Source organism: Streptomyces sp. NPDC002776, assembly GCF_053592195.1.
Window position 1 is genome coordinate 268,787 of sequence record NZ_JBSFVG010000011.1, and the last position, 18,686, is coordinate 287,472.

Annotated in this window: 1 protein-coding gene; it reads left to right on the top strand. The window is 74.4% G+C overall.

What is annotated here, in order from left to right; all coding sequences use genetic code 11:
- Positions 1 to 7 precede the first annotated feature (7 nt).
- Positions 8 to 18,679 (top strand): amino acid adenylation domain-containing protein, encoded by an 18,672-nt coding sequence (locus ACWD11_RS23415; protein WP_451285228.1) that lies wholly within the window; start codon positions 8 to 10, stop codon positions 18,677 to 18,679.
- Positions 18,680 to 18,686: the final 7 nt, after the last annotated feature.

The window sequence follows — 18,686 nt, forward strand, 5'->3', positions numbered from 1 at the left end:
CGCTGCCGTGTGCGGTTCCGAGGAAGTCCTGGCCTACTGGCAGCGGTTGCTGACCCCGCTGCCGCTGGAGATCTCACTGCCCGCCGACCGGCCGCACCCGTCCGAGCCGGACCCCGGCCGGGCGACCCGCACCCTGTCCGGCGTCCCGGACGCCGCGGACACCGACCTGCTCACCGCCTTCGTCGCCCTGCTGCACCGCTACAGCGGCGCGATGGACATCACCGTCGGCCACGACGGCCTCCCGTTACGCGTGTCCGCCGACCACGAGCCGACCTTCCAGGGGCTGCGGCACCGCGTGGCGCAGGCATGGCAGGAAGCCGAGACCCACCGGCTGCCCTTCGACATGCTCAGCGACGAACTGCGCCCCCGGCGCACCCGCGGCGGCGGCCTGTTCTTCAACACCGCGTTCGCCACGGCCGCCCGCCCCGCAGGCGAACTGCCCGCCCCGGTCGACCTGTTGCTGGCGGTGCGCGAAGGCGAGGCGCGGGCGACGTACGACCCCCGTCTCTTCGAGGCCGCGACCGTCGACCGGCTGCTCGGCCACTACCGGACCCTGCTGACCGACGCGCTCGCCCGCCCGGACGCCCCCGTCGACCGGCTCACGCTGATGGGGCCGCAGGAGTACCGGCAGGTCGTCCTCGACTGGAACGCCACCGAGCACACGGTGCCCGCCGCCACCTGGCCCGCGATGTTCGCCGAGCAGGTCCGCGCCCGCCCCGACGCCGTCGCCCTGGTCTTCGAGGACCAGGAACTGACCTACGCCGAACTCGACGAGCGGGCCAACCGGCTCGCGCACGCCCTGCTCGCGCGCGGAGCCGGTCCCGAGCGCATCGTCGCCCTGGCCCTGCCGCGCTCCCTGGACCTGATCGTCGCCGAGGTCGCCGTCCTGAAGTCCGGCGCCGCCTATCTGCCGATCGACCACGACTACCCGGCGGACCGCATCGCCTACATGCTCGGCGACGCCGGACCCGTGTGCATGGTCACCACCGAGGAGACCGCGGGAGACCTGCCCGAGCGGGAGGGCATGGCCCTGCTGCTGCTCGACGCGCCCGGCACGGCCGCCGAACTCGTCCGGCACCCGGCCCACGACCCCGGCGCTCCGATCACCGTCGACACCGCCGCCTACGTCATCTACACCTCGGGCTCGACCGGGCGCCCCAAGGGTGTCGTCCTCGCCCACAGCGGGGTGGCGAAGCTCGTCGCCACCCAGACGGAACGGTTCGGCATCGGGCCGCACAGCAGGGTGCTCCAGTTCGCCTCGCCGAGCTTCGACGTCGCCTTCTGGGACCTGTGCCTCGGCCTGCTCTCCGGCGGCCGGCTGGTCGTCGTCCCGGCCGAGCGGCGGGTGCCGGGCGCCCCCCTCGCCGACTACGCCCACGCGCACGGCATCACCTTCATGATCCTGCCGCCCGCGCTGCTCGCGGCCATGCCCGACGACGTCCAACTGCCGCCCACCGCGACCCTGCTGGCGGGCACCGAGCGCGTCTCCCCGGAACTCGTAGGCCGCTACGCGCGCGGACGGATGATGTTCAACGCCTACGGCCCGACCGAGGCCACCACCAACTCCACGCTCGGCCTGTGCGATCCGGACATCCCCGCCGGCTCCATCGTCCCGATCGGCGTGCCCGACCCCGGCACCCGGGCCTACGTCCTCGACGCCTGCCTCCGCCCCGTCCCGGCCGGCTTCACCGGCGAGCTGTACCTGGGCGGCGCCGGCCTCGCGCGCGGCTATCTCGGCCGGCCCGACCTGACCGCCGAACGGTTCGTCGCCGACCCCTTCGGCGCGCCCGGCGAGCGGCTCTACCGCACCGGCGACCTCGTGCGCTGGAAGGCCGACGGACGGCTGGAGTTCCTCGGCCGCGCCGACGCACAGCTCAAGATCCGCGGCTTCCGCATCGAACCGGGCGAGATCGAGTCCGTGCTGCGCGGCCACCCGGCCGTCGACCAGGTCACCGTCGTCGCCCGCGAGGACCGGCCCGGCGACCGCCGGCTCGTCGCGTACGTCGTGCCCGACCTCGACGACCCGGGCACGCACGTCGAGGAGTGGAAGCAGGTCCACGAACTCCTCTACAGCGCGGCCGGATCGGAGGGCTCCCAGGAGAACTTCGCGGGCTGGAACAGCATGTACGACGGACTCCCGCTGCCCGTCGAGGAGATGCGGGAGTGGCGGGAGGCGACCGTCGAGCGCCTCCGTGAACTCGGCCCGGCCCGACGGGTCCTGGAGATCGGCGTCGGCAGCGGGCTGATCCTCTCCCGGCTCGCGCCCCACTGCGAGGAGTACTGGGGCACCGACCTCTCCGACGAGGCGATCGGCGCCCTGCGCGCCCAGCTGGACCTGCCCGGCGTCGAACTGCGCGCCCAGCCCGCCCACGACACGACCGGCCTGCCCGCCCACCACTTCGACACCGTCGTCCTCAACTCCGTCGCCCAGTACTTCCCGAGCGCCGACTACCTCACCGACGTCCTGCGCGCGGCGGCCGGACTCCTCGCCCCCGGCGGACGGATCTTCGTCGGCGACGTACGCAATCTGCGGCTGCTGCGCACCCTGCGCGCGGCCGTGGAGACCCGGCGCGCCGCGACCGACGACAAGGGCGCCCTGCGCGCCGCCGTGGAGCAGTCGGTGCGCTGGGAGGGCGAACTGCTGCTGGACCCGGACTACTTCGCCGCCCTGGACGGCTTCGACGCCGAGATCCGGCTCAAACGGGGCACCCACCACAACGAGTTGAACCGGTACCGGTACGACGTCGTCCTGCGCCCCGGTCCGCGGACCGCCGCCCCCGACGAACACGAGATCCCGTGGGCGGAGGCCGGCCGGCTGGACGCGCTCCTCACCGAGCGGCGCCCCGCACGGCTCCGGCTCACCGGCATCCCCAACGCCCGCCTCGCCGACGACCTCGCGGACCTGTGGCAGCTGGAGGGAAGCAGCGGCAGGACGGCCGCCGGCGCCGACCCGGAGGACATCCACGCCCTGGCCGCCCGGCACGGCTACGAAGCGGTGTTCACCTGGAACGGCACCGCCGACGACGGCGCCTTCGACGCGGTCCTCGCCCTCTCCGACCCGTGCCCCGGCCTGTACCGGACGGCCGGTGCCTATCCGCACGCCAACCGTCCCGCCCCCTTCCGCGATGTGACCGCGCTGATGAGAACGCTGCGCGCGCACGCCGCCGAATGGCTGCCCGACTACATGGTCCCCTCCGCCCTGGTGCCGCTGCACACGCTGCCGGTCACCCCGAGCGGCAAGATCGACGCCCGGGCGCTGCCCGCCCCCGACTACGGGGCGCTGAGTGCGGGCCGCGCACCGGGCACCCCGCGCGAGAAGCTGCTGTGCGCCCTGTTCGCCGAGGTGCTCGGGCTGGACTCGGTCACGGCCGAGGACGACTTCCTCACCCTCGGCGGGGACAGCATCACCGCCATCCAACTCCTCATCAAAGCCAGGGAGTCGGGGCTGCGGCTGACCACCCGTGACGTCTTCCGGCACCGCACCGCCGAGGCCCTCGCCCAGGCGGCCGTCGAGCGCGTCGAGGAGCACGCCGAGCAGGCACCGCTGCTGGAGATCGGCCCCGGCGACCTGGCCGACCTCCAGGGCACGGACCCGCTGGACATCCAGGAGGCGCTTCCCCTCACGCCCCTCCAGCAGGGCTTCTTCTTCCACTCCCTGACCAGCGCCGCCCAGGACGACATCCACGACGACATCTACGTCGTCCAGCAAGTGCTCGAGCTGGCCGGGCCGGTCGACGGCCCCACCCTGCGCCGCGCCGCCCAGCGCCTGCTGGACCGGCACGCACCCCTGCGGGCCGCCTTCCGCCAGGGCCCCGACGGCACCCCCGTGCAGATCATCACCCGGCAGGCCGAACTGCCTTGGCGAGAAGCCGATTTGTCGGCGCGCCACGTCGAGGACCGGGCCGCCCTGGCCGAGGCGGTGGCGGCAGATGAACGGGCCGCGGGCTTCGACCTGGCCCGACCGCCCCTGCTGCGCTGCGCCCTCGTCCGCTTCGGCGGACAGCGCAGCCGACTCGTCCTGACCTTCCATCACATCGTCGCCGACGGCTGGTCCCTGCCCGTCCTGCACCGCGAACTGATGGCCTGCTACGGCACCGCCACCCCACCGCTCCCCGAAGTCGCCCCTTACCGCTCCTTCCTGCGCCGTCTGGCCGGTCAGGACCGGGACGCGGCCCGCGAGGCCTGGCGCACGGCGCTCGCCGGGCTCGACGAACCCACCCGCCTCGTCGACGCCCCGGTCACCGCGGCCCCGGTGCGCCCCGGGCACGTCCGGGTGGAGCTGCCCGAGCGGACCACCGCGCGGCTCGTGGAGCGCGCCCGCGAGCACGGCGTCACCCTCGGCACCGTCGTCCAGGCCGCCTGGGGACTGCTGCTCGGCCGCCTCACCGGCCGCCACGACGTGGTGTTCGGCACCACGGTCTCCGGCCGCGACAGCGAGGTCGACGGCATCGCCTCCATGGTGGGCCTGTTCATCAACACCCTGCCCACCCGGCTGCGCTGGACCCCCGGGGAAACGCTCGGGGACCTGCTGACCCGCCTCCAGGAGGAGCAGGCGCGGCTGCTGGACCACCAGCACCTCGGCCTCGCGGAGATCCAGCGGCTCGCCGGGCACGCCGGACAGGGCGAACTCTTCGACACCCTGGTGGTGTTCGAGAACTACCCCGCGGAAACCGACCTGCGGGACGCCACCGGCAGCGTCCGCATCACCGGCGACGCCTTCCACGACGCCGTGCACTATCCGCTCGCCCTCGTCGTCAAGCCGGGGGAGCGGCTCGACCTGCGGCTCAAGCACCACGCCGAGCGCCTGGACGGCGATGCCGTACGGCTGCTCGGCGACCGCCTGGCACGCGTGCTGGAGGCCCTGGCCGCGGATCCGGCCCGCCCGGCGGCCTCCGTGGACCTGCTCTCCCCGGACGAGGCCCTGCGTGCCCACCCGGCCGGCGAGGAACGGGCCGTCCCGGAGACCACCCTGGCCGAGGCGTTCGCGGCGCAGGCGGCCCGTACCCCGGACGCCACGGCGGTCGTCTTCGCGGACGAGCGGCTGACGTACGCCGAACTCGACGCCCGCGCAGAGGCGTTGGCCGCACGGTTGCGGATCCGCGGTGCGGGACCGGGCGCCTTCGTCGCGGTGGCCGTGCCCCGGTCGGCCGAACTGGTGGTGGCGCTGCTCGGCGTGCTGAAGTCGGGCGCCGCCTATCTCCCGGTCGACCTCGACTACCCGGCGGACCGCGTCGCCCACATGCTCACCGACTCCGGCGCCACGACGGTGATCACGCTCGGCACGACCGCCGACCGGCTGCCGCCCACGCCCGACACGACGGTGCTGCTGCTCGACGACGAGGCGGAACCCCCCGCCGAGTCCCCCGCCGAACCCGTGGCCACGCACCCCGACGACCCCGCCTACCTGATCTACACCTCCGGCTCCACCGGCCTGCCCAAGGGCGTGCTCGTCAGCCACCGCGCGATCGTCAACCGGCTCGCCTGGATGCAGGACGAGTACGGACTGACCGCCGCCGACCGGGTCCTGCAGAAGACGCCCTCCAGCTTCGACGTCTCGGTGTGGGAGTTCTTCTGGCCGCTCCTCGAAGGCGCGGCCGTGGTCCTCGCCCGCCCCGACGGCCACCGCGACCCCGCCTACCTGGCCGCGCTGGTCCGCGAACAGGCCGTCACCACCCTGCACTTCGTGCCGTCCATGCTGGCAGCCTTCCTCCAGTCCGGCGAGGTCACCGCCGACCCCGGCTGGGCGGCCTCCCTGCGCCGCGTACTGAGCAGCGGCGAGGCGCTGCCCACCGGCGCCGCCCGGCGCTGGCGGGAGCTGACCGGCGTACCGCTGCACAACCTGTACGGCCCCACCGAGGCCGCCGTCGACGTCACCCATCACCCCTGCGACGGCACCGACGAGGGCCCCTCCGTGCCCATCGGCCGTCCGGTGTGGAACACCGGCCTGCGGGTGCTGGACACCTGTCTGCGGCCCGTCCCCGACGGCGCCCCGGGCGAGCTGTACCTCACCGGTGTGCAGCTGGCCCGCGGCTACCACGCCCGCCCGGCACTGACCGCCGAACGGTTCACCGCCGATCCGTACGGGCCGCCCGGCAGCCGCATGTACCGCACCGGCGACCTGGTCAGGCGCCGCCCCGACGGGGTGATCGAGTACCTGGGCCGCACCGACCGGCAGGTCAAACTCCGCGGCAACCGCATCGAGCCCGGCGAGATCGAGGCCGCACTGACCCGGCTGCCCGCCGTGGCCCGGGCCGCGGTCACGGTACGGGACAACGCCCTCGTGGCGTACGTCGTACCGTCCGCGGACGCCTCCCCCGACCCGGCCCGCCTGCGCGAGGCGCTGGCGGCGTCGCTGCCCGCCGCCCTGGTGCCCGCGTCCTGTGTCGTCCTCGCCGACCTGCCGCTGACCCCCAGCGGCAAGCTCGACCGCAACGCGCTGCCCGCCCCGCAGGCCGAACGCGCCACGCCCCGTGCCCCGCGCAACCCTCGGGAACAGTTGCTCACGGAGATCTTCGGCGCCGTACTGAAGCTGCCGGACGTCGGTGCCGACGACGACTTCTTCCTGCTCGGCGGCGACAGCATCAGCTCGATCGCCGTCGCCAGCCGGGCCCGCCGGGCCGGACTGGTCCTCGGCCCGCGCGAGGTTTTCGAGCACCGCACCCCGGCCGCGCTCGCCACCGCCGCAACGGTGGCCGCACCCTCCACGGCGGCGGCCACGGCGACGGCGTTCCGCCTCACCGAGGAGGAACGCGCCCGCGTCGAACGGCTGGCCCCCGGCCTGATCGAGGACGTCTGGCCGCTCGCCCCGCTCCAGGAGGGCCTGTTCTTCCACTCCACCTACGACGACAGCCCGTTGGACGTCTACACCGTCCACGAGTCCTTCGACTTCGCCGCACGCGTCGACGCCGAGCGGCTGCGCGCCGCGACCCGCACCCTGTTGGCCCGCAACCCCTCGCTGCGCGCCGGGTTCACCAGTGAAGGGCTGCGCCGGCCGGTGCAGTTCATCGTGCGGGACGCGCAGATCCCGCTGACCGAGGTGGACCTCGCGGATCTGCCCCCGGCCGAACAGGACCGGCGCATGCGGGAGTTGTTGGACGAGGAGCGGTCCCGCCGCTTCGACCTGACCCGTCCGCTGCTGTTCCGGCTGCTGCTGGTGCGGCTCGGCGACGCGCGCGGCGACCGGCTCGTCGTCGGACGCCATCTGATCCTGTGGGACGGCTGGTCGGCCTGGCTCTTCCTGGACCAGCTGTTCGCCCTGTACGAGAGCGGCGGCGACCCGGCCGGGCTCGCCCGCCCCGGCTCCTACCGCGACTATCTGACCTGGCTGGAGCGGCAGGACGGCACCGAGGCGACCCGTGCCTGGCGCGCCGCCCTGGCCGGTTTCGAGGAACCCACCCTGCTGGTCCCGGCCGTCGGTGACCGGGGTCCGCAACCGGTGATCCCGCAGCACCTGGACGCCGTCCTCGACGCGGCGACCGCCGAGCGGCTGCGCGACACCGCCCGCCGCCACGGCCTCACCCTCAACACGGTGCTCAACGCGGCCTGGGGGCTGGTCCTCGCGAGCGCGTCCGGCCGCGGCGACATCGTGTTCGGTACGACGGTCGCCGGGCGGCCCAGCGAGGTGCCGGACGTCGAGAACGTCATCGGCATGTTCCTCAACACCGTCCCCGCCCGTATCGCCTTCGACCCCCGGGAGTCCGTGCTCGACCTGCTGCGCCGCGTCCAGGGCGAGCGGCTGGCGGTCATGCCGTACGAATACCTGGGCCTCGGCGTCCTCCAGGCGGAGACCGGTCACCGGCGGCTGTTCGACACGCTGTTCGTGCTGCGCAACGCCGACACCGACGAGCGGCTCGCCGAGCTGCGCGAGCGGCACGGGGCGACGGCGGTCGCCAACGTGGACGCCACCCACTACCCGGCCAACCTCGTCGTCACCCCCGGCGAGCGGATCCGCGTCACCCTCGCCTACCGCCCGGACCTGCTGGACGACGCGTACGCGCGCGCTCTGCTGGACCGGTTCGTGCTGCTGGCCGGACGAGTGGTGGCCGACCCGTCCGCCGCCGTCGGTTCGCTGTCCGCGCTGCTGCCCGCCGAGGCCGCCGCGTTGGCCCGCGAGGAGGCCGAGCAGCGGCAGCCCGTGCCGCACGAGACCGTGGCGGACCTGCTCGCCGCCCAGGCCGCCCGCACCCCGGACGCCACCGCGCTCGTCTTCGGCGAGCACACCGTCACTTACGCCGAACTCGACGCCCGCTGCAACCGCATGGCCCGGATGCTCATCGCCCGCGGCGCCGGACCCGAACAGGTCGTCGCGCTCGGGCTGCCGCGCTCGATCGACACCGTGGTGGCGCTGTTCGCCGTCCTGCGCACCGGTGCCGCCTATCTGCCGCTGGAGCTGGACCACCCGGCCGAGCGGCTCTCGCTGATGCTGGCCGACGCCCGGCCGCTGCTCCTGCTGACGACCGAGGCGGTATCCCGGACGCTGACGGACGACACCCCGCGCGTCCTGCTCGACGACCCCGCCGCGCTCGGCGGCCACTCCACCGACCCCGTCCTGCGGACGTTCAGCCTGGACCACCCCGCCTACGTCATCTTCACCTCCGGCTCGACCGGCCGCCCGAAGGGTGTCGTCACGCCGTACGTCGGCCTGACGAACATGCAGCTCAACCACCAGAAGGAGATCTTCGCCCCGGCGATCGCCGCGGCCGGCGGACGGCGGCTGCGCATCGCGCACACCGTCTCCTTCGCCTTCGACATGTCCTGGGAGGAGCTGCTGTGGCTCGTCGAGGGGCATGAGGTGCACATCTGCGACGAGGAGCTGCGCCGGGACGCCACCGCGCTGGTGGCGTACTGCGAGGAGCACCGCGTCGACGTGGTCAACGTGACCCCCACGTACGCCCATCTCCTCATCGAGGAGGGCTTGTTGGAGGGACACCGCCCGCCGCTGGTGCTGCTGGGCGGCGAGGCGGTCACCGAGACCGTGTGGAACACGCTGCGGGACACCGAGGGCACCTACGGCTACAACCTGTACGGGCCCACCGAGTACACGATCAACACCCTCGGCGGCGGCACCGGCGACAGCGCTACCCCGACCGTGGGCCGCCCGATCCGCGCCACCCGCGCCCGCGTCCTCGACCCCTGGCTGCGGCCGGTGTCGGACGGTGTGGCGGGCGAGCTGTACATCGCGGGCGTGGGCCTGGCGCGCGGCTACCTCGACCGGCCGGGACTGACCGCGGAGCGCTTCGTCGCCGACTCCTACGGGCGGTCCGGCGAGCGCATGTACCGCACCGGGGACCTGGTACGGCGCCGCCCGGACGGCAACCTCGACTTCCTCGGCCGGACCGACGACCAGGTCAAGATCCGCGGCCACCGGGTGGAACTCGGCGAGATCGAGACCGCGCTCGCCCAGCACCCCGAGGTCTCCCAGGCCGCCGTGCTCGCCCGCGACGACACCTCCGCGCCCGGCACCCAGCGGCTCGTCGGCTACGTCGTCCCCGCCGAACCCGACGCCGAGGCCCGGCGGGCGGCCGAGCGGGAGCAGATCGGGGAGTGGCGGGAAATCTACTCCGCCGAGTACACCGAGATCGGCACGGCCCTGTTCACCGAGGACTTCGCGGGCTGGGACAGCTCCTACGACGGCAGCCCCATCCCCGTGGAGCAGATGCGGGAGTGGCGGGAGGCGACGGTCGAGCGGATCCGGGAACTGCGGCCCCGGCGCGTTCTGGAGATCGGTGTCGGCTCCGGGCTGCTGCTGTCCCGGCTCGCTCCCGACGTGGAGGCGTACTGGGCGACCGACTTCGCGGCCCCCGTGATCCGCAAGCTCGGCGAGGACCTGAGGGCGGACCCGGAGCTGGCCCGCAAGGTTCAACTGCGCTGCCAGGCCGCCGAGATGACGGATGGTCTGCCGACCGGATTCTTCGACACGGTCGTCATCAACTCCGTCGTCCAGTACTTCCCGAGCCTGGACCATCTGCGCAAGGTGATCCGCGGCGCGCTGGACCTGCTCGCCCCGGGCGGCGCGCTGTTCCTCGGCGACGTACGGGACCTGCGCCAGGCGCGGGTCTTCCAGACCGGCATCCAGGCCGCCCGGGGCGCCGACGACCTGCGCCGGGCGGTGGACCGGGGCCTGGCCCTGGAGAAGGAACTCCTCGTCGACCCCGACTGGTTCACCACCCTCGGCGTCGGCGTCGAACTGCGCACGAAGGCCGGGCGGCACCACAACGAGCTGACGCGCTACCGCTACGACGTGGTGCTGTACGCCGACACGACGGACGCCGTCCGCCTGGACGAGATCCCGGAGGTGGACCCGGGCGACCTGCCCGGGCACCTGGACGCACCCGGCCCGTTCCGGGTCCGCGGGATCCCCGACGCGCGTACGGCGGCCGATCTGGCCGCGATGCGCGCGATGGACTCGGCCCCGCCGCCGGACCCCGGTGTGGAGCCGGAGGACCTGCGGCGGCTGGGGGAGTCCCGCGGCCGTCGCGTGCTGACCACCTGGTCCGACGAGCCGGGCTTCTTCGACGCCGTGTTCCTGCCCGCTGGCCTCCCCGGCCGCACCCTGGGCCTGTACCGTCCGCGCGGGGCCGAGGTGTACGCCAACACGCCCACCGCCACCCGCGGCCAGGGCGCGCTGATCCGGCGGCTGCGGGACGACCTGGGTCGGCGGCTGCCCGGCTACATGGTCCCGACGGCCTTCGTGGTGCTGCCCCGGTTGCCGATGAACGACAACGGCAAGCTCGACGTCCGCGCCCTGCCGGACGTGGAGCCCGCGGTGGCCCTGTCCCAGGGGCGCGGCCCGCGCACCCCCGTGGAGGAGGTGCTGTGCCGGCTCTTCGCCGAGGTGCTGGGGCTGCCCCGCACCGGCGCGGAGGACGACTTCTTCGACCTGGGCGGTCATTCGCTGCTCGCGACCCGGCTGATCAGCCGGGCCCGGACCGAGCTGGGGGCGGAGCTGGCGATCCGCGACCTGTTCGAGGCCCCCACACCGGAGGCCCTGGCGCTGCGCGCGGAGGCCGGACGCCCGTCCCGGCCCGTGCCGGCGCCCGCCGCCGAACGGCCCGCGCGGATCCCGCTGTCGGCGGCCCAGCGGCGGCTGTGGCTGGTCGAGCGGATCGCCGGAGGCTCGGTCGCCTACAACTTCCCCCTCGTCTTCCGGCTCCGCGGCCGACTCGACCTCGACGCACTCCGCGCAGCACTGCTTGATGTGACGGATCGTCACGAGTCCCTGCGCACGCGCTTCCTGGAGGAGGACGGCGAGCCGTACCAGTGGATCGCGGCGCCCGGTAAGACCGAGCCCGAGTTCCGCGTCACCGACTGCGCCGAGGACGAACTGGCCGCACGCGTCGAGGCCGCCCAGCGCCGCCCCTTCGACCTGGCCACCGAACTCCCGCTGCGGGCCGAGGTGATGCGACTGGGCCTGGACGACCATGTGGTGGCGCTGATGCTGCACCACATCACCACCGACGAGTGGTCCGACCGGCCCTTCCTCGGCGACCTCACCACCGCCTACCTGGCCCGCCGCGCAGGATGCGCCCCCGACCTGGCCCCCCTGCCGGTCCAGTACGCCGACTACACCCTGTGGCAGGACACGCTGCTCGGACAGGTCGGCGCCGGACAGCTCGCGCACTGGACCGAGACCTTGCGCGACCTCCCCGAGGAACTGACCCTGCCCCTGGACCGGCCCCGCCCGAACGAGCCCACCGGACAGGGCGGCCGCATCCGCCTGGAACTGGACCCCGGCACCGGCCGTGCCCTGCGTGAGCTGTCCCGGTCCACCGGCACCAGCATGTTCATGCTGTTCCAGGCCGCCACCGCCGCCCTGCTGCACCGGCTCGGCGCCGGCGAGGACATCCCGCTGGGCGCCCCCGTCGCGGGCCGCGCCGACGAGGCCCTGAACGATCTGGTCGGTTTCTTCGTCAACACCCTCGTCCTGCGCACCGACCTGTCCGGCCCGGACCTCACCTTCCGCGCCCTGCTCGCCCGGGTCAGGGAGTCCTCCCTGGCCGCGTTCGAGCACCAGGACCTGCCCTTCGACCAGGTCGTGGAGGCACTCAACCCGCCCCGGGCGACCGGCCGCAACCCGCTCTTCCAGGTCATGCTCGGCTACCACCACCGGCCCGACGGCGATCCCGACGTGCTCGGCCTGCCGACCGAGTGGTTCGACATGGACACCGGCACGGCCAAGTTCGACCTCCACTTCACCTTCGTGGACGAGACCGGGCCCGGCCGTCTGACGCTGCTCCTGGAGCACGCGCTCGATCTGTGCGACGAGCCGACCGCACGGCGGATCGCCCGGCACCTGGTCCGGCTGCTGGAGCAGGTGGCCGGCGACCCGGACCGGCCGGTGCGCGAGCTGGAGCTGCTGGACGCCGACGAACGGCACCTGCTGATCGAAGGGTGGAACGACACCGCGCACGAGGCCGGCGCGACGACCCTGCCGGACCTGTTCCGCGCCCAGGCGGCCCGCACCCCGGACGCCCCGGCCCTCGTCTTCGGGGAACAGCGGCTGACCTACGCCGAGTTGGACGCGCGCGTCGAGCACACGGCAAGGGTCCTGGCCGGGATGGGCGTGGGCCCGGAGTCCACGGTGGGCGTGGCGCTGCCCCGGTCGGCCGACCTCGTGGTGGCCCTGCTCGCGGTGCACCGGGCCGGTGGGGCGTACCTCCCGCTGGACGCCGGTCATCCGGCGGAGCGGCTGGCGTTCCTGATGGACGACGCCCGGCCCGCCTGCGTGATCCGGGACGCGCTGCCGGATGGTCCCGAGGGCGAACTCCCGCTCACCTACAACCCGTTGAGCCCGGCCTACGTCCTCTACACCTCCGGTTCGACGGGCCGCCCGAAGGGCGTGGTCGTCCCGCACGCGGGCATCGCCAACCGGCTGCTGTGGATGCAGGACACCTACCGGCTCACCGCCGGGGACCGGGTGCTGCAGAAGACCCCCGCCGGGTTCGACGTGTCGGTGTGGGAGTTCTTCTGGCCGCTGATCACCGGCGCCACCCTGGTGGTCGCCCCGCCGGAGGCCCACCGGGACCCGGCCCGCCTGGCCGCGCTCATCCAGGAACAGGCCGTCACGACCGCGCACTTCGTGCCCTCCATGCTCCAGCTGTTCCTGGAGGAACCCACCGCGGCCCGCTGCACGACCCTGCGCCAGGTGATGTGCAGCGGCGAGGCCCTGCCCCTCGCGGTAGCGGAGCGCTTCCACCGGGTCCTCCCGGCCCGGCTGCACAACCTGTACGGGCCCACGGAAGCGTCCGTCGACGTCACGGCGACCGACGTGCCGCCCGGCGTCCGGCAGGTGGTGATCGGCCGCCCGGTGTGGAACACCCGCGCCTACGTCCTGGACGCCGCCCTGCGCCCGGTGCCGCCCGGTGTCGCCGGGGAGCTGTACCTGGCGGGCGTCCAGCTCGCCCGCGGCTATCTGCACCGCCCCGCCCTCACCGCCGAGCGGTTCGTCGCGGACCCGTACGGCGGGCCCGGCGCCCGCATGTACCGCACGGGCGACCTGGCCCGGTGGCTGCCCGACGGCGCGCTCGACTTCCTAGGCCGGACCGACGACCAGGTCAAGATCCGCGGCATGCGCATCGAGCCGGGGGAGGTGGCGGCGGCCCTGACCCGGCACCCGTCCGTCGGGCACGCCGTCGTGATCGCGCACGACCAGCGGCTGGTGGCCTACCTCGTACCGGCCGCGGGACACACCGCCGACCCGGCCGAGCTGCGCCGCCACAGCGCCGCCGTCCTGCCCGAGCACATGGTCCCGGCCGCCTTCGTCCCTCTGGACGCGCTGCCCCTCACCCCCAACGGCAAGCTGGACCGCCGCGCCCTGCACGCGCCCGACTTCGCCGCGCAGAGCACCGCCGATGCCCGGCCGCGCACCCCCCGCGAGGAGATCCTGTGCGGCCTGTTCGCCGACGCCCTCGGACTGCCCGGGGTCGGCGTCGACGACGACTTCTTCGCCCTGGGCGGCCACTCGCTGCTGGCCATGCGGCTGGCGGCGCGGATCCGGGCGGCGCTCGGCGTGGAGGTGTCCCTGCGCACGGTGTTCGACGCCCGCACGGTGACCCGGCTCGCCGAGCGGCTCGCGACGGACGGCACGGCCCCGGCCGTCGCCCGCCCGGCGCTCGGACCGGGTCCGCGTCCCGGGCGGCTTCCGCTGTCCTCGGCCCAGCGCCGGCTGTGGGTGCTCTACCAGGTGGAGGGCCCGAGCGCCACGTACAACATCCCCGCCGCCTGGCGGCTGACCGGGGCGCTGGACGTCGAGGCGCTGCGGGCCGCGGTGCACGATCTCGCGGTACGCCACGAGACGCTGCGCACGGTCTTCCCCGACGAGGAGGGCAGGGCGTTCCAGCGGGTGCTGGCGCCGGACGAGGTCCGTATCCCCTTCGAGGTGGCGGACGTGGACGAGGAGCACCTCGCCGAGCGGCTGGCGCGGGCCGGGGCGTACGGCTTCGCCCTGGACCGCGAACCCCCCTTGCGCGTCCACGTGTTCCGGGCCGGTGAGGACCGGTGGACCCTGCTGCTCCTGCTGCACCACATCGCCGGGGACGAGTGGTCGCAGGCACCCCTGAACCGGGACCTCGCCCTCGCCTACGCCGCCCGGACCGAAGGGCGGGCGCCGCAGTGGGCGCCGCTGCCGGTCCAGTACGCCGACTACACGCTGTGGCAGGAACAACTGCTGGCGCAGGTAGGCGAAGGGCAGATCGCCTACTGGCGGCGGGCGTTGGCCGGGCTGCCCGAGGAGCTGGCGCTGCCCGTCGACCGGCCCCGGCCGCTGGAGGCCAGCTACCGGGGAGGCGCGGCCGATCTCTCCCTCGACGCCGAACTGACCGCGAACCTGCGGCGGTTGGCCCGTGACCAGGGAGTCAGCGTCTTCATGGTGCTCCAGGCCGCGGTGGCCACCCTGCTCACCCGGCTCGGCGCGGGCCACGACATCCCGATCGGCAGCCCGATCTCCGGGCGCACCGACGCCGCCCTGGAGGACCTGGTCGGGTTCTTCCTCAACACCCTGGTGCTGCGCACCGACACCTCCGGCGACCCGGCCTTCCGGGAGCTGCTGACCCGGGTGCGGGAGACCGATCTCGCCGCCTTCGACCACCAGGACGTGCCCTTCGAGCGGCTGGTGGAAGTGCTCAACCCGGTCCGCTCGCTCGCCCGGCACCCGCTGTTCCAGGTGATGGTGGTCTACCTGGCGGCCGGGGAGGAGGACGCGGGGCTGCCCGGTCTGCTCGCTCGCCGGGACGACGTGCTGCAGCCGACGGCCAAGTTCGACCTGTCCTTCGACTTCGTGGAGCGCGGCGACGGCAGCGGTGTCGACGGGGTGCTGGAGTACAGCGCCGACCTGTTCGACCACGCCACCGCGCAGTCCTTCGCGGACCGGCTGCGCCGCGTGCTGCGCGCGGTCGCCGCCGACCCGGACGTCACCGTGGGCCGGGTGGACCTCCTCGACGACGACGAACGACGGCGCCTGCACGGCGGTTGGCACAGCAGGCCCGCTCTCGCCGCGCCGACGACGGTGCCCGCGCTGTTCGAGGAGCGGGTGCGGCAGTGCCCCGAGCGGCCCGCGGCGGCCTCCGACGGCATCGAGCTCACCTTCGCCGACCTCAACGCGGAGGCCAACCGGCTCGCCAGGGTCCTCGTCGAACTCGGCGCGGGTCCGGAGCGGTTCGTGGCCCTGGCGCTGCCGCGCACGGCGCGGTTCCTGGTGGCCGTGCTCGCGGTGCACAAGGCGGGCGCGGCCTATGTGCCGCTGGACCCCGACGCCCCGGCCGGCCGGACGGCCGACGTCCTCGACGACGCCCGTCCGGTGGTGACCGTCACCACCGGCGACTTCACCCTGCCCCCGGGCACCGAGCGCCTGAACTGGGACGACCCCGCCACGACCGCCCGGATCGCCGCCCAGGACCCGGCGGACCTGACGGTCCCCCTGAGCCCTCGTCATCCCGCCTACGTCATCTACACCTCCGGCTCCACCGGCCGCCCCAAGGGAGTCGTGGTCACCCACGAGACCCTCGGCAACCTCTTCCACAGCCACCGCGAGACCCTGTACGCGCCGGCCGTCGAGGCCACGGGACGGCGGCACCTGCGGGCCGGACACGCCTGGTCGTTCTTCTTCGACGCCTCCTGGCAGCCCCAGCTGTGGCTGCTGGACGGGCACTGCGTCCACATCGTGTCCGACGAGGTCCGGCGCGACCCCGGCCTGCTCGCGGCAGCCGTGCGCGCGCACCGCTTCGACTTCCTGGAGGTCACCCCGTCCCTCTTCGCGCAGCTGGCCGAGAGCGGCCTGCTGGACGGCGACGAGAGCCCCCTCGCGGTCGTCGGCGTCGGCGGCGAGGCGGTACCGGCCGCGCAGTGGCGACGGCTGGCCGACCTGCGCGGCACCGAGGCGTTCAACCTGTACGGGCCGACGGAGTCCACGGTGGACGCCCTGGTGGCGCGGGTCCGCGACAGCGAACGGCCCCTGGTGGGGCGGCCGGTGGCCGGCACCCGGGCCCACGTCCTGGACGGGCTGCTCCAGCCGGTGCCGCCCGGCGTCACGGGCGAGCTGTATCTCGCGGGCGGCGGGCTGGCCCGCGGCTATCTGGGCGCACCCGGGCAGACGGCCGAACGGTTCGTGGCCGACCCCTTCGGCCCGCCCGGCTCACGCCTCTACCGCACCGGCGACCTGGCCCGCTGGACGGGCGACGGGCGCCTGGACTACCTCGGCCGGGCCGACGACCAGGTCAAGATCCGCGGCTTCCGCGTCGAACCGGCCGAGATCGAGTCCGCGCTCACCGCCCATCCCACGGTCGGACAGGCTCTGGTGACGGTACGGCAGGCGGACGCTCGCAAAATGCTGGTGGCCTACGTGGTGGCGGCCCCGGGTGCCGTCCCGGACCCGGCGCGGCTGCGCGGCCACGTCGCCGCCCGGCTGCCCGACCACATGGTCCCGGCGGCCGTCGTCCCCCTGGACCGGTTCCCGCAGCTGGCGAACGGCAAGCTGGACCGGGCCGCCCTGCCCGCGCCCGACTTCTCCGCCCTCTCCTCGGGACGCGGGCCCGCCACCCCCGTGGAGGAGGCCCTCTGCACGGTCTTCGCCGAGGTGCTGGGACTCGAACAGGTCGGCGTCGACGACGACTTCTTCGCCCTGGGCGGCGACAGCATCGTGGCCATGCAACTCGTGGGCCGGGCCCGGACGGCAGGCGTACGGATCACTCCGCGGCTGGTCTTCCGGCACCGCACGGTCGCCGCGCTGAGCACGGTCGCCGACACGGCCGCGCCGCGCCGGGAGGACGACGGCACCGGCACCGTCCCGCTCACCCCGGTGATGCACTGGCTGCGCGAACTGGGCGGCCCCTTCTCGACGTACCACCAGTCCGCGCTCGTCCGCACCCCCGCGGCCCTGGACCTGCCCGGCCTGACCGCCGTGCTCCAGGCCCTCGCCGACCGGCACGACCTGCTGCGGGCGCGGCTGGTACGGCCCTCGCGGACGGCGGCCGAGGACTGGACGCTGCACGTCCCGCCGGCCGGCGCGGTCGACGCCGCCGGCTGGATCGACCGGGTGGACGTGGCGGGCCTCGACGCCCGGGCGCTGGGCGAGGCCGTGCGCGCACACGCGCACGCGGCACGGGCGACGCTGGATCCGGACGCGGGCGCGCTGGTGCGGGCCGTGTGGTTCGACGCGGGCGACGCCCCCGGACGGCTGCTGCTGATGGCCCACCACCTGGTGGTGGACGGCGTGTCCTGGCGGGTGCTGCTGCCCGACCTGGCAACGGCGTGGCAGGACGTCTCCGCGGGGCGGCCGGTGCGGCTCGACCCGGTCGAGACCTCCTTCGCCCGCTGGGCGCGGCTGCTCACCGAGCGGGCCCTCGAACCGGCCCGGGAGGCGGAACTCCCGCTCTGGACGGCCGTCCTGGACGGCGGCACCGAGCCCTTCCCGCTCACCCGCCCCCTCGACCCGGACCGCGACACCACCGCAACCCAGCGGGAGGTCGTCCTGCGGCTGCCCGCCGAGCACACCGGGCCACTGCTGTCCGCCGTGCCCGCGGCGTTCGGCGCCGGCGTCAACGACGTGCTGCTCGCCGGACTCGCGCTGGCCTTCGCCGACCGACAGCGCCGCACGGGCGGCACCGACACCTCGGTCCTGGTCGACCTGGAGGGCCATGGCCGCGAGGAGGAACTGGCCGGGGACAGCGCCGATCTCTCCCGTACGGTCGGCTGGTTCACCAGCGTCTTCCCGGTGCGGCTCGATGCGGGCCCGGCCGACCCCGCCGACGCGTTCACCGGCGGCCCGGCGGCCGAGGAGGCGGTGCGCCGGGTGCGCGAGCATCTGGCGTCGCTGCCCGCGAACGGCGTCGGCTACGGCCTGCTGCGCCACCTCAACCCCCGCACCCGCGAGGAGCTGGCGGCCCGGGAACCGGCCCGCGTGGAGTTCAACTACCTGGGCCGGTTCGGCATCCCGGAGGAGACGGACTGGTCGTACGCGCCCGAGGAGGACGCGGCCGATATCGGGCCCGGGTCCGCGATGCGCCAGGGCCACGCCCTGACCGTCAACGTGGTGACCGAGGACCGGGCGGACGGGCCGGTGCTGGCCGCCCACTGGTCCTATCTGGAAGGGCTGCTGCCGCGCGAGACCGTCCAGGACCTCGCCGAGACGTGGTTCCGCGCGCTGGAAGGGCTCGTCGTGCGGGCAGAGCGCAAGAGCCGACCGTAGGACCCTG